This window comes from Achromobacter sp. 1014246743 (assembly GCF_059760725.1).
On the sequence record NZ_JCBANA010000040.1, the window covers coordinates 1 to 21429 of the forward strand.

A 21429-nucleotide genomic window follows, 5' to 3' on the forward strand; every position below is an offset into this window, starting at 1 on the left:
GGCCTCGGGTCGAGGCTTGCAGCGGGCGTTTTGCCGACCGGGTCGGCGCGACGGTCAGCCGAGCAACAAGGCGTCGTCCGACAGCTTTTCGCCGCGCACACGCTCGAACATGGCCAGCAGATCAGGCACGTCCATGCCGCGGCGCTCGTCGCCGGACACGTCCAGCACCACCTGGCCCTGGTGCAGCATCACCGTGCGGTCGCCCACGTCCAGCGCCTGGCGCATGCTGTGCGTGACCATCATGGTGGTCAGCTTGTTTTCGGCCACGATGCGCGCCGTCAGTTGCAGCACGAAGTCGGCGGTGCGCGGGTCGAGCGCGGCGGTGTGCTCGTCCAGCAGCAGGATGCGCGAAGGCTGCAGCGCGGCCATCAGCAGGCTCACGGCCTGGCGCTGGCCGCCCGACAACAGGCCGATGCGGTCGGCCAGGCGGCTTTCCAGGCCCAGGCCCAGCGTGGCCAGGCGTTCGCGGAAACCGTCCTTCATCGAGGCCTTGACGGCACGGCCATAGCCGCGACGCGCGCCACGCAGCTGCGCCAGCGCCATGTTCTCTTCGATGGTCAGGTCTTCGCAGGTGCCGGCCATGGGGTCCTGGAACACGCGGGCCACGCGGCCGGCGCGGGCCCAGACGGGCTGGCGCGTGACGTCCACGCCGTTGATTTCGATCTTGCCCGAATCGATGGGCAGGTCACCCGACACGGCGTTCAGGAAGGTCGACTTGCCCGCGCCGTTCGAGCCGATGACCGTGACGAACTGGCCTTCGGGAATGTCGAGCGACAGGCCGCGCAGCGCGCGCGTTTCGATCGGCGTGCCCGCGTTGAAAGTGATCTTGAGGTCTTTTGCGGACAGCATATCAGCGCCCCTTCTTGCCGAGGAACCGGCGCTTGAGCATGGGGATGACCAGGGCGATGGTGACCAGGACCGCGGTGACGAGGTTCAGGTCTTGCGCCTTCAGGCCGATGAAATCGCTGTTGAGAGCCAACGCGATGAAGAAGCGGTAGACGATGGCGCCGATGATGACGGCCAGCGTGGCCAGCACCAGCTTGCGCGACGGCAGGATGCTTTCGCCCACGATCACGGCGGCCAGGCCGATGACGATGGTGCCGATGCCCATGGAAATGTCGGACCCGCCCTGGGTCTGCGCGAACAGCGCGCCGGCCATGGCGACCAGCGCGTTGGACAGCGCCATGCCGAACAGGATCATGCGGCCGGTGTTCACGCCCTGGGCGCGGGCCATGCGGCCGTTCGAGCCGGTGGCGCGCACCGCGAGACCCGTCTGGGTGGCGAAGAACCAGTCCAGCGCCAGCTTGGCCAGCACCACGATGACCACCAGGATCAGGGGCCGCGCCACGTAGTCCGACAGCCAGCCCGGCTGCAGGATGGTGAAGACGGTGGGTTCGGTGATCAGCGGCACGTTGGGCTTGCCCATGATGCGCAGGTTCACGGAGTACAGCGCAATCATCATCAGGATACTGGCCAGCAGATCCATGATCTTGAGCTTGACGTTGAGCCAGCCGGTGACCAGTCCGGCAGCCGCGCCGGCAAAGGTGGCCGCGATGGTGGCGACGAACGGGTCGGTGCCCGAGGCGATCAGCGTGGCACAGACGGCGCCGCCCAGCGGAAAGCTGCCGTCAACGGTCAGGTCCGGGAAGCGCAGCAGGCGAAAGGAGATAAACACGCCCAAGGCCACCAGGCTGAAGATCAGGCCGATCTCCAGTGCGCCTAACAACGAGAACAATGACATGGGTCAAATCCAATCAGGTAAGGAACGAGCATATTAGAGATTTGAAACGTCCAACTTCTTGCGTTTCGGCATCAGTTTTACCCGAGCTTTTGCAATAAACGTTTCTTGCCGCGTGATTTTCTCTCGATTCCTGCCAAGGCGTCGCCAGGCTTGGCGGCCAGGGCCGCAAGCGGGCTGCTTGATGGACGCTCCGGGGGAGCAAAACGCAGCGTGGCGGCCAGCAGCCGACATGCCGTTCAAGACCAACGCCATCGCGCCGGGCCGCGCGCACCTTGTGGATGCTGCCGCCCTGTGGACCCCGCCTGTCGGCCGGGCAAACAAGAAAACAAGATAAAAACAAGCCCCGCTCGCGCCGGGTAGGCACGAGCGGGGCGAACCAGCCGATACTTTACTTCACGACCACCGCGGCCGACTTGATGACCGCGTCGGACAGCGTCACGCCTTGCTTGGCGGCCGCGCCCGGGTTCACGTAGAGCTCGAGCTTGTTGATGGTTTCGGACGGGATGGCGCCGGGCTTTTCGCCCTTCAGGATGCGCACCACCACCTTGCCCGTCTGCACGCCCAGGTCGCGGTAGTTGATGCCCAGGGCGGCGATGCCACCGCGCTTGACGCTGTCGGTATCCGAGGCGATCAGGGGGATCTTGGCGTCGTTGCCGACCTTCACCAGCGACTCGTAGGCCGAGACCACGTTGTTGTCGGTGTTGGTGTAGATGACGTCGACCTTGCCGATCAGGCTGCGCGCGGCGGACGCCACGTCGACCGAACGCGGGGCGGCGGCTTCGACCAGGCTCATGCCCGACTTGGGCAGGATTTCCTGCAGCTTCTTGACCACCACGACCGAGTTGGCCTCGCCCGGGTTGTAGACGATGCCGACGCGCTTGGCGTTGGGAACGATCTTCTTGATCAGGTCGACCTGCTTGTCCAGCGCCAGCAGATCCGACACGCCCGTCACGTTGGTGCCCGAGGCGTCCATGCTGGACACGAGCTGGGCCGCAACCGGATCGGTCACGGCGGAATACACCACCGGCACGTCCTTGGTGGCGGCCACGACGGCCTGGGCCGACGGGGTGGCAATGGCAACGATGGCGTCGGGCTTGTCGCCGACGAACTTGCGGGCGATCTGGGCGGCGGTGCCGTTATTGCCCTGCGCGCTCTGGTACTGCCACTTCAGGTTCTTGCCCGGCTCGTAGCCGGCGGCCTTCAGGGCGTCCTGCACCCCGTCACGCACGGCATCCAGCGCCGGATGCTCGACGATGGCGGTGACCGCCACCGACTTCTGCTGCGCCGACACGGGCGCGGCGATAGCCATCGCCAGCGCCATGGCGCCAACCGTCAGAAAATGTTTTTTCCCGATCAGCATAGATAAGCTCCTTGAACCCTTGGTATTTGTTCATTGTTACGGCTGTACCGCAGGCTTCCCTGCGGTTCCGGTCCAGCCGTAAAGCCGTATAGTCTAACGTGTCGCAATACAAATTAACTTGGGGGGAATCCCTGAAATGGTGCATGCGCAGCACGCCTGCCCCATGCCGGGGCGAGCGGCGCCAATATACTAAAAGCGCCGCCCCCGCGCGACACGACATCCGCGACATAGTCGTCGCGGTACCTGATTGGCGCCACCCAAAGGCCTTACCATGATCAAACGCGCATTGGGCCGTTCCGGCCTGCAGATCCCTCCCCTGACTTTCGGCGGCAACGTCTTCGGCTGGACCGTCGACGAGGCCGGCACGTTCTCGCTGCTGGACGCCCTGGTTGACGCGGGCCTGAACTTCATCGACACGGCCGACGTGTATTCGCGCTGGGTGCCCGGCAACCAGGGCGGCGAATCCGAAGCCCTGATCGGCAAATGGCTCAAGCGCTCGGGCAAGCGCGACAAGATCCTGATCGCCACCAAGGTCGGCATGGAAATGGGCCCGGACGCCAAGGGCCTGGCGCCGGCGTACATCCGGCGGTCGATCGACGCCTCGCTGGCGCGGCTGCAGACCGATCACGTCGACCTGTACCAGTCGCACAAGGACGACCCCGACACCCCGCTGACCGACACCTTGGGCGAATACGCCAAACTGATCGAAGCCGGCAAGGTGCGCGCCATCGGCGCCTCCAACTACACGCCGGTGCGCCTGTCAGAAGCCCTGATCGCGGCCGAACGGCATAACCTGCCGCGCTACGAAAGCATCCAGCCCGAATACAACCTGTACAGCCGCGAGCCCTTCGAGGCCGGCTTGCAGGCGCTGGTGAAAGCGCAGGACATGGGCACCATCAACTACTACGCGCTGGCCAGCGGCTTTCTCAGCGGCAAGTACCGCAGCCCGGCCGACGTCGGCAAGAGCGCGCGCGGCAAGAAGATCGTCGACACCTACCTGAACGACCGCGGCTACCGCATCCTGAAAGCGCTGGACGAGGTGGCCGAAGACGCCCGCTGCACGCCCGCGCAGGCGGCGCTGGCCTGGCAGATCGCGCAGCCGGGCATCACCTCGCCGATCGTCAGCGCCACGTCGCTGGCGCAGCTGGAAGAATTGGTGAAAGCAGCCAGCCTGACGCTGACGCGTGACCAACTGGCGAAACTCAGCCTGGCCAGCGACTGGCGCTGACAGGCGGCAGGGCCGGTTCGGGCGGCGGCCCGCAGCGGTCCTCATGGTCGCGCGCCTGGCGGCGCGCGGCCCTCAACGGAGCGGCCTCAGAAGCGCTGCGTCAACGTCACCAGCGCGCTGCGGCCTTCGCCGTAGAACACCGAGTTATAGAAACCCATCGAGCGGTAGTACTTCTTGTCCGCCAGGTTGCGCACGTTCAACTGCACCTGCGTCCTGTCGCTGAAGTTGTACTGCGCCATCAGGTCGAACAAGGCATAGGGCTTCTGCACGATCGCCCCCGACTGCAGGCCGTAATAGGTCTGCGCGCTGGTCTGGCTCTGCCAGCGCACGCCGCCGCCCACCGTCAGCTTGTTCCATGCGCCCGGCAGGCGGTAGGCGGTGCTCAGCTTGAGCAGTTGTTCGGGCTGGGTGGTCAGTACCTTCTTGCCGGCATTGTCCTTGGACTGGCGGTAGGTGTAGCCCAGGAACACGTTCCAGCCCGGCATGACCTCGCCCGCCAGTTCGGCTTCGAAGCCGCGCGTGCGGGTTCCGTCCAGGATGTCGTACCAGCCGTCGTCGTGCGCATAGTCATAGCCGCCGTACTCGGCCACGTCCTTCTGGTCGGTCTGGAACACCGCCACCGACGCGTTCAGGCGCCCGTCCAGGTACGAGGCCTTCACGCCGGCCTCGTAGTTGTGGCCATAGGCCGGGCCCGCCATGCTCCAGTCCCGCGTCTTCACCATCTGCGGCTGGAAGATGTTGGTGTAGCTGACGTAGGCCGTATAGGTGTCGTTCAGGTCGTAGGTCAGGCCGACGTAGGGCGTGACCTCGGAATACGTATGCGAATAGCCGGTCACGCCGCCGCTGGTCTCGGTGGATTCCCAGCGGGTCCAGCGCGCGCCGGTCAACAGGTGCAGGCTGTCGGTCAGCCCCAGGCGCAGCGTGCCGTACACGCCCGTCTGCTTGTCGCGGTGGGTCTGCGACAGCGCCAGGATGTCCCAGTTGGGCGAGGGCCAGTCGCCGGTCCAGTGCTTCACGTCGGGAATCGGATAGCTGGCCTGGTCGCTGGTGTCCCAGCTCTGGTTCCAGGCCTTGATGACCGAATGCGAAAAGCCCAGGTTGAACTGATGGCGCCGGCCAAAGGCGTCAAAGCCGCCGTCCATGGACCCGCCGTACACGTCCTGGTCGCTGCCGCCCTTGAACTTGCGCAAGAGCGGCGGCGAGGAAAAGCCGTCGATCGTCAGCGGCACGTCGGACGTGAACAAGAGCGGCGCATTGAAGGTGTTTTCCAGCCGGGTGTACGACAGGCGCGCATTCCAGCCATTGGCAAAGCCGTGCTCGACCTGGGCGAAATACTCATGCGAATCGGTGTCCCAGCGCGACCACTTGGCGCCCATGGCCTGGCCCTTGGGCCAATCGATGGGCTTGCCGTTGGCGTCCAGCGCGGGCAGGCCGCCCCAACTGATCCCGCTGGGGCGGGTGCGCTGCACCGAGCCGCCGACGCTGACCGTGGTGGCCTCGGCTACGTCCGCCTCGATGATGCCGTACAGCACGTCGCGCTTTTTCTTGTACAGGTCCATCGTGTCGCCGCGGCGCTCCTTGGCGCCCACCAGGCGGCCGCGCACCGAGCCGGAGTCGTTGAACGGCGTGGACAGGTCGATCTCGCCGCGATAGGTGTCTTCGGTGCCGGCCGCGATCTTGGCAATGCCCTGGAATTCACGCGTGGGCCGCTTGCGGATGAAGTTGACCGAGCCGCCCGGATTGCCGGTGCCGCTCATCAGGCCGGTCGCTCCGCGGATGATTTCCACGTGGTCGTAGATCACGGGGTCCAGGTTGCCGTCGCCAAACTGGTACAGCCCGTTCAGCGGCTTGACCACACCGTCGAACTGGAAGGTATCCAGCGAAAAACCGCGCGAATAGTAGGTCAGGCGTTCGGATTCGGCCTGCTGCACGTTCATGCCGGTGGCGTTTTCCATCACGTCGCGCACGCTGGTGATCGAGCGGTCATCCAGTTGCTGGCGCGTCAGCACGCTGGTCGATTGCGGCGTTTCGCGCTGCGACAGCACCAGGCCGTTGGCCGAGCGCATCCAGTCGGCGGTGTAGAGGCCCGACCCTTCAGTCGTGGCGCCCGCGCCCAGCACCAGCACCGGCGCCAGTTGCGTGGCCTGATGGCCCGTGCGTTGCAGCAGATAATCGCCATCGCCCCGGCGCAACGCTTCCAGCGGGGTACCGGCCAGCAACGCGGCGAAACCCTGCTCGACGCCGTAAGCGCCCTGCAGACCCGTGCTTTGCAGGCCTTCGGTCAGGGCGGGGTCGAACGACAGCAGCACCCGCGCCTGCTGCGCGTAACCAGCCAGCGCCGCGCCCAGCGGCCCGGCGGGAATATCGACCACGCGGCCGGCTGCGGCGGGCGGTGCGGCCTGCGCCTGCACGGCTTGCGGGGCCAGGGCGCCGCCGGCCAGGGCGGCCAGCACCAGCGCGGCAAACGCCTTCGTGCGCAGGCTGGCCGGCGCGGCGGGATGGGAAGGGGCAAACGGCAAAGACATGATGGTCGGGGTTCCAGGCAAAGAAAGTCGGGGCTACACCCGTATGCCAATCGAAACCGCGAAAGTGACAGTCCCGCCTGAGATTTTTTTCTAACGGCCCTATGGCCTGGCGCGCAGCGTCACCCAATACCGCGTATAGCGCTGCGCCTGCACCGGCAGCGCGCGCTCCACCGCCGCCAGGATGCGGTCGGTGTCGCCCAGGGGGAACGAACCGGAAATCCGCAACCCGGCCACCGCCGGATCGCAGGCCAGCCGGCCGGGCCGGTGGCGGCCAAGTTCGTCGATGAAATCGTCCAGCCGCATGTTGTCGGCATACAGCGCGCCCTGCACCCAGGCGGCGGCGTGCGGCGCCGGGCGGGCCGGCTGCACCGCGCCGCCGTCGAAATAGGCGGAAAAGCCGGCCTGCACCGTTTCTGCCGCCTCGGCGTTGGCATGGATGGGCTGGATGCGCACGGCGCCTTCGGTCACGGCCGTCCAGGCCTGGCCGTCCAGCAGCCGCACGGTATAGCGCGTGCCCAGCGCAGTCACCTGCCCCAGCGGCGTCACCACCCGCAGCGGCCGCGGCGGCTGGCGTGCGTCCGGACGCGACGTCAGGTGCAGTTCGCCACGGCGCAGGATGACCAGCCGTTCGGTCGCGGTAAAGCGCACGTCGGCCGCGCTGTCGGTGTTCAGGGTCAGCACGCTGCCGTCGTCCAGCGCCACGCTGCGGCGTTCGCCCACGCGGGTGGAAAGCGCTGCCGTCCAGGTCTGCCATTGCAGGCCGGTGGCGGCCAGGCCGCCCGCGCCCAGCGCCAGCGACAGGACCTTGAGCGCCTGGCGACGGCCGCGCGAACGCGGCCGGTCCAGTGCGGCAATGCCGGCCTGGCGGTCCACCTGGCCGAACTGGCGCCCCAGTTGCTCGACCCGATCCCAGGCGGCGCGGTGTTGCGGGCTGGCGTCCACCCAGCGGCGCCAGGCCGCCGTGTCGGCCGCGCCGACATCGTCCGCGCCCAGGCGCACGAACCAGAGACTGGCCTCGCGGATCACATCGTCGGACAGCCTGCCCACCTGGCCGCTCACCACGCCGTCAGGCAATGCTGCATGGCGCGCGCCAGGTATTGCCGCACCGAGCTGACCGACACCTGCAGGCATTCGGCGATCTCGGCGTGGCGCAGCCCCTCCAGTTGCGACAACAGGAAGGCACGGCGCACCTTGGGCGGCAGGCCGTCGAGCAGGCGGTCGATTTCGATCAGCGCTTCCAGCGCCAGCGCACGGCGTTCGGGCGACGGCGACAGCCCGTCTTCCTGGGCGGCCAGCGTGTCCAGATAGGCGCGTTCGATGTCGCGGCGCCGGAACAGGTTGACCATCAGGCCGTGGGCGATGGTGACCAGGTAGGCGCGCGGCTCGCGGTAGGCCCGCGCATCGCCGGCCCGCAGCAGCACTTTCAGGAAGGTGTCCTGCGTCAGGTCGGCGGCATCGAACGGGCAGCCGGTCTTGCGCCGCAGCCAATCGCGCAGCCAGGACTGATGCTGCTGGTAAAGCCCCTCGACAGGCGCTTGAGAACCGCTGTGATGCATGGCCATGCGACGGACCGGGTGGATTCATTAATGATAATAGTTATCAATTGTAATCCAATCCGGCCCGCCCGACCATCAATCCAGCTTCACCCCCGAATCGCTGACCACCTTGGCCCAGCGCGAGACTTCGCTGTCGACGAACTTGCCGAACTCGGCGCCCGTCAGCGTCGGCACCGACGAGCCGTTGCTTTCCCAGGTTTCCTTGATCTTGGGTGCGTTCAGGGCCTTGGTGATTTCGGCCGTCATGCGGTCCACGGCCTCGGGCGGGGTGCCGGCGGGCGCCCAGATCGCGTACCAGGTCGACACCACGTAGTTCGGCACGCCGGCTTCGGCCGCAGTGGGCACATCGGGCAACGACGGCGAGCGCTTGTCGGCGGCCACCGCCAGCGGCTTGATGGTGCCCGAGCGGATGTGGCCGGACGAAGACCCCAGCCCGTCGAAGGCCAGGTCCACCTGGCCGCCGATCAGCGCGGTCAGCATGGGGCCGGCGCCCTGGTAGGGCACGTCCACCAGCTTGATGCCGGTCTGCATGGCGAACAATTCGCCGGCCAGATGGTGCGTGCTGCCCTTGCCGGCGGTGCCGAAGTTGATCTCGCCCGGGTGCTTCTTGGCGTAGTCGACGAATTCCTGCACCGTCTTGACCGGCAGCTTGGTGGCGTTGATGACGACCACCTGCGGCGGCTGCGCCACCAGCGCGACGGGCACGAAGTCTTTCTGGATGTTGTAGTTCAGGCTCTTGTACAGCGACGGCGCCAATGCGTGGTGCGCCCCGCCCATGAAGAACGTGTAGCCATCAGGCCGGGCCTTGGCCGCCACGCCCGCGCCGACGGTGCCGCCCGCCCCGCCCTTGTTGTCGATCACGACGGACTGCCCCATTTGCAGGGTGAGCTGCTGGGCCAGCGGGCGGGCAAAGGTATCCGTGCCGCCGCCCGCGGGGAAAGGCACGATGAGCGTGATGGGCCGTTCCGGCCAGGATGCGGCGCCGGCGGCGCCGCCAAACCCTGCGGCCGCCGTGGCCAGCAAGGCCGTGGCGAGTATGCGGTATTTCATATTGTCTCCTCTTGCTGCAGCGTGGGGACGGCGCGTTTCCCGCGTCTCGTCTCTTGTGTTTTCTGGATCGGGTGCTGCCAGGGTATTGCGGGGATGTTGTGGACTGGCGTGGGGATCGGGCTCCTTGAAAAAAATGCCGGTCCCTGGGGACCGGCACGGTGTCGCGGCGCTACAGCGTTTGATAGGTTTCGCGCAGCACGTTCTTTTGCACCTTGCCCATCGTGTTGCGGGGCAATTGGTCAACGATGTGCAGGCGCTTGGGCACCTTGAAGTTGGCGATGCGCGCCTTCAGTTCGGCCTGCATCGCCGCCGCGTCCAGCGACACGCCTTCCTTGGGCACCACCACCGCCACCACCGCCTCGCCGAAGTCCGCGTGCGGCACGCCGATCACGGCGGATTCGGCCACGCCCGGCATGTCGTCGATCAGGGTTTCGATTTCTTTCGGGTAGACGTTGAAGCCGCCGGAGATGATCAGGTCCTTGCTGCGGCCCACGATCGACAGGTAGTCGGCCGGTACGTCGCGGCCCGCGGATTCGCCGCCCCAGCGGCCGACGTCGCCCGTCTTGAACCAGCCATCGGCGGTGAATTCCTCGCGCGTCTTTTCCGGCATGCGCCAGTAGCCCGAGAACACATTGGGGCCGCGCACCTGCACGTTGCCGATCTCGCCCGGCGCCAGCGCAATGCCGGCGTCGTCCACCACCCGTACCTGCACGCCCGGCAAGGCCCGGCCCACGGTGCCGGCCAGGCGCTCGCCATCGGCCGGATCGTAGGGGTTGGACGTCAGCATCACGGTCTCGCTCATGCCATAGCGTTCCAGGATGGCGTGGCCGCTGCGCTGGGCGAAATCGGAAAACGTCTCGGCCAGCAGCGGCGCCGACCCCGAGATGAACAGGCGCATGTTGGCGCACAGTTCGCGGTTGAAGCGCTTGTCGGCCAACAGCCGCACGTAATAGGTGGGCACGCCCATCATCACCGTGCTTTGCGGCAGGTAGCGCAGCGCCAGGTCGGCATCCAGCTTGGGCAGCCAGATCATCCTGGCGCCGGCCAGCAAGGCGCCGTGCGAGGCCACGAACAGGCCGTGCACGTGGAAGATCGGCAGCATGTGCAGCAGCACGTCGTCCGAACGCCAACCCCAATATTTGTGCAGCACCTGCGCGTTGGACGCCAGGTTGCCATGCGACAGCATCGCACCCTTGCTGCGGCCGGTGGTGCCGGACGTGTACAGAATGGCAGCCAGGTCATCCGGCTTGCGCGCCACGGTCTTGAACGTCTGGGGCAGGCCGCCCGCGGCATCCAGCAGCGTCCCGCTGCGGTCTTCGTCCAGCGTATAGACATGGGCGCAGCCGGCCTTGTCGGCGGCGCGTTGCACCCAGTCGCGGTTCTTGCTGGCGCACACCACCACGGCGGGCTCGGCATTGCCCAGGAAGTACTCGATCTCGGCTTCGCGATAGGCCGTGTTCAGCGGCAGGTACACCAGCCCCGCGCGCAGCGTGGCCAGGTACAGCAGCAGGGCCTCGGGCGATTTCTCGACCTGCACCGCCACCCGCGCCCCTTCGGGCAGCTTGAGCGAGCTGAGCAGATTGGCCAGGCAGGCGGTGGCCCGGTCGATGTCGTCCCAGGTGTATTCAAGGTCGGGCGTTTCCAGCGCGACCTGCTTGCGGTTGGCGGGGAATCCGCCCTGCAGCACAGCGTATAGGTTGGCGTTGCTCACCGTATTCAGTCTCCGGAAAAAAGAGGGTCTACGCCGGCCAGGAAGGCACGCACGCCTTCCTTGTGGTCGCGGCTGTCGGCGTAGGAGAAATAATCCTGGTATTCGTCTTCGGTCAAGGTGCCGCCGCGGGCCAGCCGGGCGGACAGGCGCTTGTTGATGCGGGCGGCCAGCGGCGCGCCCTGGGCGATGCGCTCGGCGCTGCGGCGCGCCTGGGCGGCCACGTCGACATCGGCCACGATGCGGGTCAAGAGACCCAGTTCGCGGGCTTCGGCGGCGCCGAACACCCGGCCTTCCAGCAAAATGGCCAGCGTGGCCGCGCGGCCCACCAGCGCCAGCAGGCCGCGCATTTCATCGGGCGCCATGGGAAAGCCCAGCCGGTTGATCGGCACGCCGAAGCGCGCGGATTCCCCCGCAATGCGCAGGTCGCACTGGCTGGCGATTTCCAGGCCCCCGCCCACGCACACGCCTTCGATCTGCGCCACCACCGGCTGCGGGCATTCGGCCACCGCCCGCAGCGCGGGCGCCAGCACCTCGCGGTGATAGCGCTGCACGCCCGCGGCGTCGGCGCGTTCGACCGGAAATTCGCGGATGTCGGCGCCCGCGGCGAAATTGCCGCCCTCGCCGCGCACCACCACGCAGCGCAGCCCGTCATCCTGCGCGATGCGTGTGAACACGTCGCGCAGTTCGTGCCACATGGCCACCGTGATGGCGTTCAGGCGGCCCGGGTGCGATAGCGTCACCCAGGCCAGATGGCCTTCGCGCTGCAGCAGCACGCGGCCGGCCACGTCGTCTGTCATGTCCCCTCCCGAGTTTGTCTGCAGACCTGCCGGCATGGCACAGGCCCGCGCTCTTCTGTATTTATTGCCGGGCGGCGCGGCCGTCAGGCCACGCGCCCCACGCTGCGGCTGACCTGGGGCTTGCCGTCGTGCAGCCGCGCCAGGTTGTCGTCGAGTTCATCCAGGTCGTACAGGTAATTGACCATCAGCGCGCACGACTGCTTGAGCCCCTTGGCCGAGGTATCGGCCGCCCAGTTCAGGCGTTCGATGCGCGCGCCGTTGCCCAGGTGAAAGCGCGCCACGGCGTCCACGGGCAGGCCGTTCTTCATGGATTGCAGGTAATGCGCGGCCAGCCGGAAGGCCGCGCGCTTGACCACGTCGGGCGTCTTTTTCGCCTGCGCGGCGCGCGCCAGCCGGGCCACCCAGCGTTGCCCATCGGGCACGCCCTCGCGCTTGCGCGCCTTGGCCCGCGCCTTGTCTTCGCGCACGATGGCTTCCACCGCATCGGCATCCAGCTTGCCCAGCCAGTCGGCAAAGCCGGGAATCGGCGACAAGGTCGCAAACGATTTGAGCTTGGGCAGTTCTTCCAGCAATTGCTCGACCACGCGCTTGAGCAGGAAGTTGCCGAAACTGATGCCCTTCAGGCCCGGCTGCGTGTTCGAGATGGAATAGAAGATCGCCCAGCGCGCCTTGTCCAGGTCCTGGCTGGGGGCATCGCTGTCCAGCAGCACCTGCACGTTGTCGGCCATCTGGCCGGCAAAGGCGACTTCGACGAAGATCAGAGGCACGCCCGGCATCTGCGGGTGGAAATAGGCGTAGCAGCGGCGGTCGGGCGCAACGCGGTGGCGCAGGTCGTCCCACGATTTGATCTCGTGCACGGCCTCGTAGATGATCAGTTTTTCCAGCAGCGACGCCGGCGAATCCCAGGTCAGCGGGCGCAGTTCGAGCAGGCCCACGTCGAACCAGGCCGACAGCAGGCCTTCCAGGTCTTTGTCCAGCGCCTGGATGCCCGCCACCTGCTTGCGCCAGCGCAGCATGTCGGCGCGCAGTTCCACCAGGAAACGCAGCCCCAGCGGCTGCGCATTGAAGCGCTTGAACAGCCGCACGCCTTCGCCCGCCTCCCCCGCAAAGCTGCCGCGCACCTGCGCCAGCGCGGCCAGCATCAGGCGGCGGTCCTTGCCGTCGGCCGCGCCGTATTGCTCGCACCAGCGCCGCGCCAGCTTGTTGGCGGCCACGTCGGTCAGGCGCGCCTCGAACAGGCGCCGCACTTCGGATTCGCTGGGCAGGCGGCCGCGTTCCCAGAGGCGCCCCAGGCGCGTGATCAGGCTGCCGGCTTCGCTGGCGGCCGACTCCACGGTGTCGGGTTCGGGCTCAGGCGTGCGTGCGCCGCGCGCGGGCGCGAGATGGGCGGGTGCGTTCATGGGCGGGTTCCTCAGCAACGGGAAGGTCGGAAAACGGCGTGTCCTGCGGATCGTCGGCGGCCAGGGCGCGCAGCACTTCAAGCTGGCGCATCAGGTGGTGGCGCGCCAGCGCCTCGGCCCGTTCGCCATCGCGGGCGCGCAGGGCGTCGAAGATGGCCAGGTGCTCGCCGCAGGATTCCTGGATGCGGCCGGGCCAGGCCAGGCTGCGGTGGCGCGACAGGCTCAGCACCTTGCGCAGGTTGCCCACCATGTCCACCAGCCATTGGTTGCCGGCCAGCGCCTGCACGGCCTCGTGGATCAGGTAATTGGTCTGGTAATAGGCGTCGATGCGGCCGGCGGCGGCATGGCCGGCCAGCGCCTCGTGCAGCGGCGCCAGCGCCGCCAGCTGGGCATCGGTGGCCTTGCGCGCGGCTTCGAAGGCGCAGCGCCCTTCCAGCATGGCCATCAGGGGGAAAATGTCTTCGAGGTCTTGCGGGGACAGTTCATTGACGAAGCAGCCGCGGCGCGGCTCCAGCCGCACCAGGCCTTCGGTGGCCAGCACCTTGAGCGCCTCGCGCAGCGGCGTGCGGGAAATGCCCAATTCGCCGGCCAGCCGCAGCTCGTCGATCCATTCACCGTTGCGCAGGGCGCGCGCGTGGATCATGCCGCGCAGGCGATCCGCGACTTCCAGGTACAGGGCTTGCCGGACGATGGGTTGGGTCATGGGCTGACGGCCGCAATGCGCCGTAATTCATAATTATGAATAAGCCCATCATATCCCTGGCGGTCGGATTCCGGCTAGCCGGACAGCTAAGGATTTGCCCTAACCCCCCTCGACATAACGCGCGGGCGGGCAGGGACTTGCCTGGAATCAGAAGTGCAGGATCCCGTCGACCGCGTGGCGGGTCAACGAACGCGCCCAGCGGCGGGCCGGCAGGCCGTATTTGGATTCGACCACCTCGGCGCGCGCCAGCAGCTCGGCCGGCGTGATCGCCAGGCGCGGGCCGGAAAACGCCAGCACGATCTGGTTGCCGGCGTCGATTTCAGGCAGCAGCACGATGCGGTCGTCAAAGGCCTTGGACAGGTTGTCGATGTTCTTGCCGAAGCTTTCGTGGCGGCCGAACAGGTTCACCGCCACCACGCCGACCTCGCCCAGCACGCGGCGGCAGTCGCGATAGAACTTGACGCTGTCGCGCACCGGACCGGCGGCGGACGCGTCGTACAGGTCCACCATCAACACCGGGCAGCGGCCGGCATTGGCCGGGTCGGCCGCCCAGACGGCGGCGTCGTCGTGCTCGACCTTGAGCCGGTTTTCGCCGGGCAGGCGGAAGAACATATGACAGGCGGCGGTCACGCGCGGATTCCATTCCACCGCCAGCAAGGGGCTGCGCGTGTGCTTGACGCAGAAGCGCGCCAGCGACCCCGCGCCCAGGCCGAACATGCCGATGGCCTCTTCCTTGGGCGGCTCCAGGAACAGCAGCCAGGCCAGCATCTGGCTGGTGTATTCCAGCACCAGTTCCGACGGGTTCTTGATGCGCATGGCGCCCTGGACCCATTCGGTGTTGAAGTGCAGATAGCGCACGCCGTCGACTTCGGACAGGGTGGGCTGGTCCAGTTCAGAGGGGAATTTGGATTTATGCATGGGCGCGATTGTAGGGCCGGCAGCGGACCGCGCCTGACACAATTCGGTCAAGCCTGGGACGGGGCGCCATGCAAGCGGGCGGGGCATGCCCCGCCCGCCGCGCCATCAGATGCGTTCGAAGATCGCCGCGATGCCCTGGCCGCCGCCGATGCACATGGTGACCAGGGCGTAGCGGCCCTGCACCCGTTGCAGCTCGTGCAACGCCTTGACGGTGATGATCGCGCCGGTGGCGCCGATGGGGTGGCCCAGGCCGATGCCGCTGCCGTTGGGGTTGACCTTGGCCGGGTCCAGCTTCAGCTCGCGGCTCACGGCGCAGGCTTGCGCGGCAAAGGCCTCGTTGGCTTCGATGACATCCAGCTGGTCCACCGTCAGGCCGGCGCGCTTGAGCGCGGCCTGCGTGGCCGGCACCGGACCGATACCCATGATGTTGGGGTCCACGCCGGCGTGGGCATAGGCCACCAGGCGCGCCAGCGGCTTGATGCCGCGCTTGGCCGCGACCGATGCGTTCATCAGCACCAGGGCGCCGGCGCCGTCGTTCAGGCCCGAGGCATTGCCGGCCGTGACCGTGCCATTTTCTTTCTGGAACACCGGCTTCAGGCCGGCCAGGCTATCGGCGGTGACGTCGCGGCGCACGTGCTCATCGGTATCGAACACGACTTCGCCCTTGCGCGTCTTTTGCACCACCGGCACGATCTGGTCGCGGAAATAGCCGGCTTCGATGGCGGCGGCGGCGCGGCGGTGCGATTCGGCGGCCAGCGCATCCTGGTCCTGGCGGCTGATGCCGAACTTGGCGGCCACGTTTTCGGCCGTGACGCCCATGTGCATGCGGCCGAAGGGGTCCGACAGCGCGCCGGTCATCATGTCCTGCATGACGCTGTCGCCCATGCGCGCGCCCCAGCGCTGGGCCGGCGCGATATACGGCGCGCGGCTCATGCTTTCGGCGCCGGCGCCAATGGCGATCTCGGCGTCGCCCAGCAGGATGGTCTGCGCCGCCGACACGATGGCCTGCAGGCCCGAGCCGCACAGGCGGTTGACGTTGAAGGCCGGCGTTTCCTTGGCGATGCCGGCGTTCATGGCGGCCACGCGCGACAGGTACATGTCGCGCGGTTCGGTATTGATGACGTGGCCCACGGCAACGTGGCCGATTTCGTCGCCCGAGACACCGGCGCGCTCGAGCGCCGCGCGGATGACGGTGGCGCCCAGGTCGCAGGGCGGCACGTCTTTCAGCGCCCCGCCGAAATCGCCGATGGCGGTACGGACGGCGGACGCGACGATGACTTCATTCATGGTGTTTCCTCCTTGTAATGCGTTCCATCATACCCGCGGGGCCGGGGGCCTTGCCGGCCGCGAAGGACGCGCCTGTCGGTTATCGGACTAACCCCCAGCGATAGCCGATTCGTATCGCCGACCCGGAAAAAAATATTGGACACCTGGCGCGGCGCTCGCGGATAGTGGCCTCTCGCCGCGCCTGACCGGCGCCCGCCCGACCCGGACCCCGCCCCATGATCGATACGCTGGACCTGACCGCCATTCCCCCGCAAGACGAAGCGCTGCGCGCCGAGGTGCGCGCCTTCCTGGCCGAGGCCCTGGACGGCCTGGCGCCGGACCAGCGGGCCCGTTCCTGGATGGGGTATGACGCGGGTTTCAGCCGCCAGCTGGCCGAACGCGGCTGGCTGGGCCTGACCCTGCCGCGCGAATACGGCGGCGCCGCGCGGGGCCATTTCGCGCGCTTCGTGTTGTCCGAAGAATTGCTGGGTGCCGGCGCACCGGTATCGGCGCACTGGATCGCCGACCGCCAGAGCGCGCCGCTGATTCTCAAGCTGGGCACGGCGGCGCAAAAGGCCTTCTACCTGCCGCGCATCTGCCGCGCCGAGGCCTTTTTCTGCATCGGCATGAGCGAACCCGGCTCGGGCTCGGACCTGGCCAGCATCCGCTCCCGCGCTGAACCCCTTGCACAAGGCTGGCGCCTGAACGGCAGCAAGATCTGGACCACCAACGCGCACCGCTCGCATTACATGATTGCGCTGGTGCGCACGTCCGGCACGCCCGACGACCGGCACCAGGGGCTATCGCAGGTCATCGTCGACCTGTCGCTGCCCGGCATCACCATCCGCCCCATTCGCGACCTGGCCGGCGACGCGCATTTCTCGGAGGTGTTCTTCGACAACGTGGAACTGCCGCCCGACGCGCTGATCGGCGAGGAAGGCGCGGGCTGGGCCCAGGTCAACGCCGAACTGGCATTCGAGCGCAGCGGACCGGAACGCCTGTATTCCAGCATCGCGCTGCTGCAATGCTGGCTGGCGCACTGCCGCGGCGAGGGCAGCACGGAAGGCCCCGACGCCGCGCTGCTGGGGTCCGTGCTGTCGCAGATGGCGGTGCTGCGCGCGATGTCGCTGGCCGTGGCGGGCAAGCTGGCCGCGGGCCAAAGCCCCGCCATCGAAGCCGCGCTGGTGAAAGACCTGGGCACCGAGCTGGAACAGGACATTCCACGCCTCATCGCCGACGCGCTGGGCCGGCGCCCCAACCAGCCGCCCCCCGCGCCGCTCGTGCGCACGCTGGCCTACCTGGAGCAGGCCGCGCCCACGTTTTCGCTGCGCGGCGGCACCCGCGAAATCCTGCGCGGCATCATCGCGCGCGGCCTCGGCCTTCGATAAGGACACCTCATGGATTCTCTTTTTGGCGACGCCGCCGAACGCCTTTTCGCCCAGACCAGCACCCCCGACCTGATCCGCCGCGCCGAACAGGGCCAGCCGCCCATCGACGCCTGGAAGGCCTGCGAGGCCGCGGGCTTTGCCGATGCGCTGGTGCCCGAAGCGCAGGGCGGCGCGGGGTTGACGCTGGCCGATGCTCTGCCGCTGGCCGCTGCCGCCGGCCGTCACCTGTGCCCCTCCCCCATCGTCGACACGATGCTGGCGCGCGCCTGGCTGGCGCAGGCGGGCGCCGCGCAATCGCGCGGATCGATCGCGCTGGCGCCGCATGGCTGGACCTTGCAAGGCCGCGAAGTCGCCGGCATCCAGGTGCCCTGGGTGCGCAGCGCAGATGCCGTGCTGGCGTATATCGACGGCCAGGCCTGGCTCTTGCCGGTGGCCCAAGCCGCGATCGCTGCCGGCGGCGTGCACGGCAGCCTGGCCGCCCCCGCGCGCTGGTCGCTGGACGACGGCGAGCGCATCGACGCGCCCGCCGCCTTGCCCGCATTGGAAACCCTGGCGGCCACGGCCTGTGCCGGCTTGATCGCCGGCGCCATGGACCGGGTGTTGGCGATGACGCTGGACTACGCCAATACGCGCAGCCAGTTCGGCAAGCCCATCGGCCGCTTCCAGGCCGTGCAGCAGCAGATCAGCGTGATGGCCGAACAGGTCTGGGCGGTGCGCATGGCGGCGCAACTGGCCTTCCAGGGCCGCGCCGGCCTGCCGCAGCCGCTGCTGGCCGCGCTGGGCAAGGCCCGCGCCAGCCAGGCGGTAGCGCCGGTGGCCGACATCGCGCACGCGGTGCACGGCGCCATCGGCATCACCGACGAATGCGACCTGCAGTTGTATACGCGGCGGTTGCGCGAATGGCGCCTCGCGGCAGGCGCCGAATCGTACTGGCACGAGCGTATCGGCGCACAGGCCCTGGCCAGCGACCTGGATGCGCTACCGTTCCTGCGCGAAGCGCTGTTCGACAAGGAAACGGCCTGACGTCTTACGCGCCCTGCCCCAGCATGCTGTCGCGCAACCGCAGCACCGACGCGCACGACGTGCCCCGATGCGTCACCAGCGACAGCGACAACGCGTTGCGCGCCTCCGCATCCGTCAGCGCCACGAACGCCACGTGCGGCGTGGAATAGGCCCGCGTCACGCCCGGCACCAGCGCCAGGCCCATGCCGCTGGCCACCAGGCTGACCAGGGTCTGCACCTGGATCGCCTCCTGGCTGATGCGCGGCGAAAAGCCGGCCTTGCGGCACAACGCCTGCGCCACCCCGTGCAGGCCCGGCACCTTGGCTGGCGAATACATCACGAAGCTCTCGCCGCGCGCACGGGCCAGGTCCACCGGCCCGCCGCTCGCCAACGGATGCCCCGCCGGCACCGCCAGGATCAGGTCGTCGCGCTCGACCACCCAGGACGCCAGCGCCGCGTCCTCTGCCAGAGGGCCGCGCACCAGGCCGGCGTCGATTTCATTGGCGCGCAACATCGCCGCCAACCCTACCGTGCTGTCTTCGCGCAGCTCCAGTTGCAGGTCCGGGTACTGAGCCCGAAACACCGGCAGGCAACGCGGCAGCAGCATGTAGGTGGCCGACCCGACAAAGCCCAGCCGCAGCGTGCCCCATTCGCCCAGCGCCACGCGGCGCGCGGCCTGGCGGGCCTGCTCGGTGTGAAACAGCGCGCGGCGCGCGTCGGCCATCAGGGCCTCGCCTGCCGGCGTCAACGTCACACCCTTGGCGCCGCGCACCAGCAGCGGCACGCCCACGGCATGTTCGAGCTTCTGGATCGACACCGACAGCGCGGGTTGCGCAATGTGCAGCGCGTCGGCGGCGCGGCGGTAACTGCCCAGTTCGGCAATGCAGACGAACTGGCGCAACTGCCGTAGATCGATAGCCATAACAGATTCCATATCACGCAATACCGAAGCCATATTAGACGCGTATACGCCACGCCGATAGGATTCCCCCATGACCTCCCCTTCCCCCTCCCTTGCCCACGCCGCCGCGCTGGGCGGCGTGCGCGTGCTGGACCTGACGTCGGTCGTGTTCGGCCCCTACGCCTCGCAAATCCTGGCCGACTACGGCGCCGACGTCATCAAGGTGGAGGCGCCGGGCGGTGACTCCACCCGCCGCACCGGCCCCGCGCAGGAACCCGGTCTGGCCGCCATTTTCCTGGGCCTGAACCGCAACAAGCGCAGCGTGGTGCTGGACCTGAAGCAGGACGCCGCACGCCAGGCGCTGCTGGCGTTGGTGGACCAGGCGGACGTGCTGATGCACAGCATGCGGCCGGCCAAGATGGCCGCGCTGGGCCTGGACCCGGCCACGCTGTGCGCCCGCAATCCGCGGCTGGTGTATGCCGGCCTGTACGGCTTTGGCGCGGGCGGCGCCTACGACGGCCGGCCCGCCTACGACGACATCATCCAGGGCCTGGCAGGCTTTGCCGACCTGGCCGACCGCCAGACCGGTACGCCGCGCTACCTGCCCACGGTGGCCGCCGACAAGACCTGCGGCCTGGTTGCCGCGCACGCCATCCTGGCCGCGCTGTTCCAGCGCGAACGCACCGGCCAGGGCCAGCAGCTGGAAGTGCCCATGTTCGAAAGCATGGCCTCCTATGTGCTGGTCGAGCACTACTACGGCCGCCACCTGGCCGATACGTCCGACGGGCAGGCCGGCTATCCGCGCGTGCTGACGCCCTGGCGCAAGCCTTGCCGCACGGCCGATGGCGACGTCTGCCTCATGCCGTACACCGATGCCCACTGGCGCAACCTCTTTCGGGCCACGGGCCACCCCGACCTGGCTGACGACCCGCGCTTTGCCGATATCACGTCGCGCACCCAACACATCGCCGCCCTATACGAACTGCTCGCCGGCATCGTTGCCGCGCACAGCACCGCCCATTGGCTGGCGCTGTGCGAAAGGTTGGAAATTCCGGCCGCCCCCGTCAACCGCCTGCAAGACCTGGAAAACGATCCGCACCTGCGCAGCGTGGATTTCTTCCAGCCGCTGCAAAGCGAGTCCGGCAGCCACTACCGATTCACCCGCAACCCCGTGCGGCTGCAACGCTCGCAGGTGCCGCCCGCCATGCCGCCACGGCTGGGCGAACACACCCGCGACGTGTTGCGCCAGGCCGGCCTGGACGAAGCCGGCATCGAGGCCCTGCTGCATAGCGGCGCCGCGCAGCAAGCCGACCCCCCACCCGTTTCCCTCAAGGACCCCGCATGACTTCAGACCGCAATGCTCCCGCCCAGCTCGGCCAGGGCTTCTACTGGCAGGACCTGGCCGTCGGCCAGCGCTTTCGCACCTTCCGGCGCACCGTCACCGAGACCGACATCGTCAACTTCATCAGCGTCACCGGCATGCTGGAAACGATCTTCATCGACGCCACCTATGCGCACGGCGCCATCCAGGGCCGCCCGGCGCCCGGCGCGCTGACCTACGGCCTGATCGAAGGCCTGATCATGCAGGGCATGGTGCAGGGCACCGGGCTGGCGCTGCTGGAAGTGCACAAGAAGATGCTGGCGCCGGTCGTGGCCGGCGACACCGTCTGGGCCGAGATCGAAGTGACCGGCGTGCGCCCGACCTCGCAGCACAACCGTGCGGTCGTCTCGTCCACCATCGATGTCTATAACCAGCACGGCAAGGCCGTCATGACCTACACCGCCACGCGCATGCTGGCGGGCCGGCCGGATCGGAAGCCGGACTGAAACGCCCATTTTTCCGGCACCCAGCGGACAAGCGCCCCACCCAGAGGGCGCTGCCG

At 68.0% G+C, this 21429-nt stretch carries 19 protein-coding genes; 5 read left to right on the plus strand and 14 right to left on the minus strand.

Translation table 11 applies throughout. The annotated features are described in order from the left end of the window. Positions 1 to 54: 54 nt before the first annotated feature. From AC6LJ2_RS17610 to AC6LJ2_RS17620, 3 genes are all read right to left on the minus strand, one after another. Positions 55 to 849, minus strand: coding sequence for an ABC transporter ATP-binding protein (locus tag AC6LJ2_RS17610; RefSeq protein ID WP_263912363.1), 795 nt, complete (start codon positions 847 to 849; stop codon positions 55 to 57). 1 nt (position 850) lies between these two features. After that, the gene (locus AC6LJ2_RS17615) at positions 851 to 1741 is read right to left on the minus strand and encodes an ABC transporter permease (protein ID WP_263912364.1); all 891 of its coding nucleotides are present in this window, start codon (positions 1739 to 1741) and stop codon (positions 851 to 853) included. Between the two features lie 388 nt (positions 1742 to 2129). Further along, a complete protein-coding gene (locus AC6LJ2_RS17620; RefSeq protein ID WP_025137870.1) occupies positions 2130 to 3101 on the minus strand; it encodes an ABC transporter substrate-binding protein in 972 nt (323 codons plus the stop codon). A 271-nt stretch (positions 3102 to 3372) separates the two neighbouring features. On the opposite strand from AC6LJ2_RS17620, the gene AC6LJ2_RS17625 reads away from it, so the two are divergent. After that, entirely contained in the window at positions 3373 to 4329 is a 957-nt protein-coding gene (locus tag AC6LJ2_RS17625; protein WP_263912366.1) for an aldo/keto reductase, read from the plus strand. 86 nt (positions 4330 to 4415) lie between these two features. On the opposite strand, the gene AC6LJ2_RS17630 is transcribed toward AC6LJ2_RS17625, so the two are convergent. From AC6LJ2_RS17630 to bktB, 10 genes are all read right to left on the minus strand, one after another. Beyond that, entirely contained in the window at positions 4416 to 6854 is a 2439-nt protein-coding gene (locus AC6LJ2_RS17630; RefSeq protein WP_498151830.1) for a TonB-dependent siderophore receptor, read from the minus strand. A gap of 99 nt (positions 6855 to 6953) precedes the next feature. Next, complete coding sequence (locus AC6LJ2_RS17635; protein ID WP_498151831.1) at positions 6954 to 7985, minus strand: FecR domain-containing protein; 1032 nt, start codon at positions 7983 to 7985, stop codon at positions 6954 to 6956. Beyond that, a complete protein-coding gene (locus tag AC6LJ2_RS17640; protein ID WP_263912438.1) occupies positions 7910 to 8410 on the minus strand; it encodes a sigma-70 family RNA polymerase sigma factor in 501 nt (166 codons plus the stop codon). Before AC6LJ2_RS17640 ends, AC6LJ2_RS17635 begins: the two co-directional genes overlap by 76 nt. A gap of 75 nt (positions 8411 to 8485) precedes the next feature. Further along, positions 8486 to 9460, minus strand: a complete 975-nt coding sequence (locus tag AC6LJ2_RS17645) for a Bug family tripartite tricarboxylate transporter substrate binding protein (protein WP_025137875.1) — start codon at positions 9458 to 9460, stop codon at positions 8486 to 8488. A gap of 169 nt (positions 9461 to 9629) precedes the next feature. Beyond that, complete coding sequence (locus AC6LJ2_RS17650) at positions 9630 to 11171, minus strand: malonate--CoA ligase (RefSeq protein WP_445657189.1); 1542 nt, start codon at positions 11169 to 11171, stop codon at positions 9630 to 9632. A 5-nt stretch (positions 11172 to 11176) separates the two neighbouring features. Continuing rightward, a complete protein-coding gene (locus AC6LJ2_RS17655; protein ID WP_445657190.1) occupies positions 11177 to 11968 on the minus strand; it encodes an enoyl-CoA hydratase/isomerase family protein in 792 nt (263 codons plus the stop codon). Between the two features lie 83 nt (positions 11969 to 12051). Further along, a complete protein-coding gene (locus AC6LJ2_RS17660) occupies positions 12052 to 13368 on the minus strand; it encodes a malonyl-CoA decarboxylase domain-containing protein (RefSeq protein WP_445657191.1) in 1317 nt (438 codons plus the stop codon). After that, positions 13319 to 14071: a GntR family transcriptional regulator gene (locus tag AC6LJ2_RS17665; protein ID WP_263912374.1), complete on the minus strand. Its 753-nt coding sequence runs from the start codon at positions 14069 to 14071 to the stop codon at positions 13319 to 13321. The genes AC6LJ2_RS17660 and AC6LJ2_RS17665 overlap by 50 nt, the downstream gene beginning before the upstream one ends. A 147-nt stretch (positions 14072 to 14218) precedes the next feature. Then, positions 14219 to 14989, minus strand: coding sequence for a class I SAM-dependent methyltransferase (locus AC6LJ2_RS17670; protein WP_263912375.1), 771 nt, complete (start codon positions 14987 to 14989; stop codon positions 14219 to 14221). A gap of 105 nt (positions 14990 to 15094) precedes the next feature. Then, positions 15095 to 16276, minus strand: a complete 1182-nt coding sequence (gene bktB, locus AC6LJ2_RS17675) for a beta-ketothiolase BktB (protein ID WP_175218453.1) — start codon at positions 16274 to 16276, stop codon at positions 15095 to 15097. Positions 16277 to 16491: 215 nt separating this feature from the next. Between bktB and AC6LJ2_RS17680 the strand changes: the two genes are divergently transcribed. Both AC6LJ2_RS17680 and AC6LJ2_RS17685 read left to right on the plus strand, forming a co-directional pair. After that, complete coding sequence (locus AC6LJ2_RS17680; RefSeq protein ID WP_263912376.1) at positions 16492 to 17643, plus strand: acyl-CoA dehydrogenase family protein; 1152 nt, start codon at positions 16492 to 16494, stop codon at positions 17641 to 17643. A 9-nt stretch (positions 17644 to 17652) separates the two neighbouring features. Further along, positions 17653 to 18666, plus strand: coding sequence for an acyl-CoA dehydrogenase family protein (locus AC6LJ2_RS17685; protein ID WP_498151832.1), 1014 nt, complete (start codon positions 17653 to 17655; stop codon positions 18664 to 18666). Between the two features lie 4 nt (positions 18667 to 18670). Here AC6LJ2_RS17685 and AC6LJ2_RS17690 read toward each other — a convergent pair whose 3' ends face one another. Then, positions 18671 to 19567 (minus strand): LysR family transcriptional regulator, encoded by an 897-nt coding sequence (locus AC6LJ2_RS17690; RefSeq protein WP_263912378.1) that lies wholly within the window; start codon positions 19565 to 19567, stop codon positions 18671 to 18673. A 70-nt stretch (positions 19568 to 19637) separates the two neighbouring features. On the opposite strand from AC6LJ2_RS17690, the gene AC6LJ2_RS17695 reads away from it, so the two are divergent. Both AC6LJ2_RS17695 and AC6LJ2_RS17700 read left to right on the plus strand, forming a co-directional pair. After that, positions 19638 to 20891: a CoA transferase gene (locus AC6LJ2_RS17695; protein ID WP_263912379.1), complete on the plus strand. Its 1254-nt coding sequence runs from the start codon at positions 19638 to 19640 to the stop codon at positions 20889 to 20891. Next, positions 20888 to 21373, plus strand: a complete 486-nt coding sequence (locus AC6LJ2_RS17700; protein ID WP_263912380.1) for a MaoC family dehydratase — start codon at positions 20888 to 20890, stop codon at positions 21371 to 21373. The genes AC6LJ2_RS17695 and AC6LJ2_RS17700 overlap by 4 nt, the downstream gene beginning before the upstream one ends. Positions 21374 to 21429: the final 56 nt, after the last annotated feature.

What these genes read in the sequence shown, in the direction of transcription:
- AC6LJ2_RS17700 (WP_263912380.1), top strand. Translation starts at nt 20,888, where the DNA reads ATGACTTCAGACCGCAATGCTCCCGCCCAGCTCGGCCAGGGCTTCTAC.
- AC6LJ2_RS17690 (WP_263912378.1), bottom strand. Translation starts at nt 19,567, where the DNA reads ATGGCTATCGATCTACGGCAGTTGCGCCAGTTCGTCTGCATTGCCGAA.
- AC6LJ2_RS17640 (WP_263912438.1), bottom strand. Translation starts at nt 8,410, where the DNA reads ATGCATCACAGCGGTTCTCAAGCGCCTGTCGAGGGGCTTTACCAGCAG.
- AC6LJ2_RS17625 (WP_263912366.1), top strand. Translation starts at nt 3,373, where the DNA reads ATGATCAAACGCGCATTGGGCCGTTCCGGCCTGCAGATCCCTCCCCTG.
- AC6LJ2_RS17665 (WP_263912374.1), bottom strand. Translation starts at nt 14,071, where the DNA reads ATGACCCAACCCATCGTCCGGCAAGCCCTGTACCTGGAAGTCGCGGAT.
- AC6LJ2_RS17645 (WP_025137875.1), bottom strand. Translation starts at nt 9,460, where the DNA reads ATGAAATACCGCATACTCGCCACGGCCTTGCTGGCCACGGCGGCCGCA.
- AC6LJ2_RS17695 (WP_263912379.1), top strand. Translation starts at nt 19,638, where the DNA reads ATGACCTCCCCTTCCCCCTCCCTTGCCCACGCCGCCGCGCTGGGCGGC.
- AC6LJ2_RS17680 (WP_263912376.1), top strand. Translation starts at nt 16,492, where the DNA reads ATGATCGATACGCTGGACCTGACCGCCATTCCCCCGCAAGACGAAGCG.
- AC6LJ2_RS17615 (WP_263912364.1), bottom strand. Translation starts at nt 1,741, where the DNA reads ATGTCATTGTTCTCGTTGTTAGGCGCACTGGAGATCGGCCTGATCTTC.
- AC6LJ2_RS17610 (WP_263912363.1), bottom strand. Translation starts at nt 849, where the DNA reads ATGCTGTCCGCAAAAGACCTCAAGATCACTTTCAACGCGGGCACGCCG.
- AC6LJ2_RS17670 (WP_263912375.1), bottom strand. Translation starts at nt 14,989, where the DNA reads ATGCATAAATCCAAATTCCCCTCTGAACTGGACCAGCCCACCCTGTCC.
- AC6LJ2_RS17685 (WP_498151832.1), top strand. Translation starts at nt 17,653, where the DNA reads ATGGATTCTCTTTTTGGCGACGCCGCCGAACGCCTTTTCGCCCAGACC.
- AC6LJ2_RS17655 (WP_445657190.1), bottom strand. Translation starts at nt 11,968, where the DNA reads ATGACAGACGACGTGGCCGGCCGCGTGCTGCTGCAGCGCGAAGGCCAT.
- AC6LJ2_RS17660 (WP_445657191.1), bottom strand. Translation starts at nt 13,368, where the DNA reads ATGAACGCACCCGCCCATCTCGCGCCCGCGCGCGGCGCACGCACGCCT.
- AC6LJ2_RS17635 (WP_498151831.1), bottom strand. Translation starts at nt 7,985, where the DNA reads ATGCCTGCAGGTGTCGGTCAGCTCGGTGCGGCAATACCTGGCGCGCGC.
- AC6LJ2_RS17620 (WP_025137870.1), bottom strand. Translation starts at nt 3,101, where the DNA reads ATGCTGATCGGGAAAAAACATTTTCTGACGGTTGGCGCCATGGCGCTG.
- AC6LJ2_RS17630 (WP_498151830.1), bottom strand. Translation starts at nt 6,854, where the DNA reads ATGTCTTTGCCGTTTGCCCCTTCCCATCCCGCCGCGCCGGCCAGCCTG.
- bktB (WP_175218453.1), bottom strand. Translation starts at nt 16,276, where the DNA reads ATGAATGAAGTCATCGTCGCGTCCGCCGTCCGTACCGCCATCGGCGAT.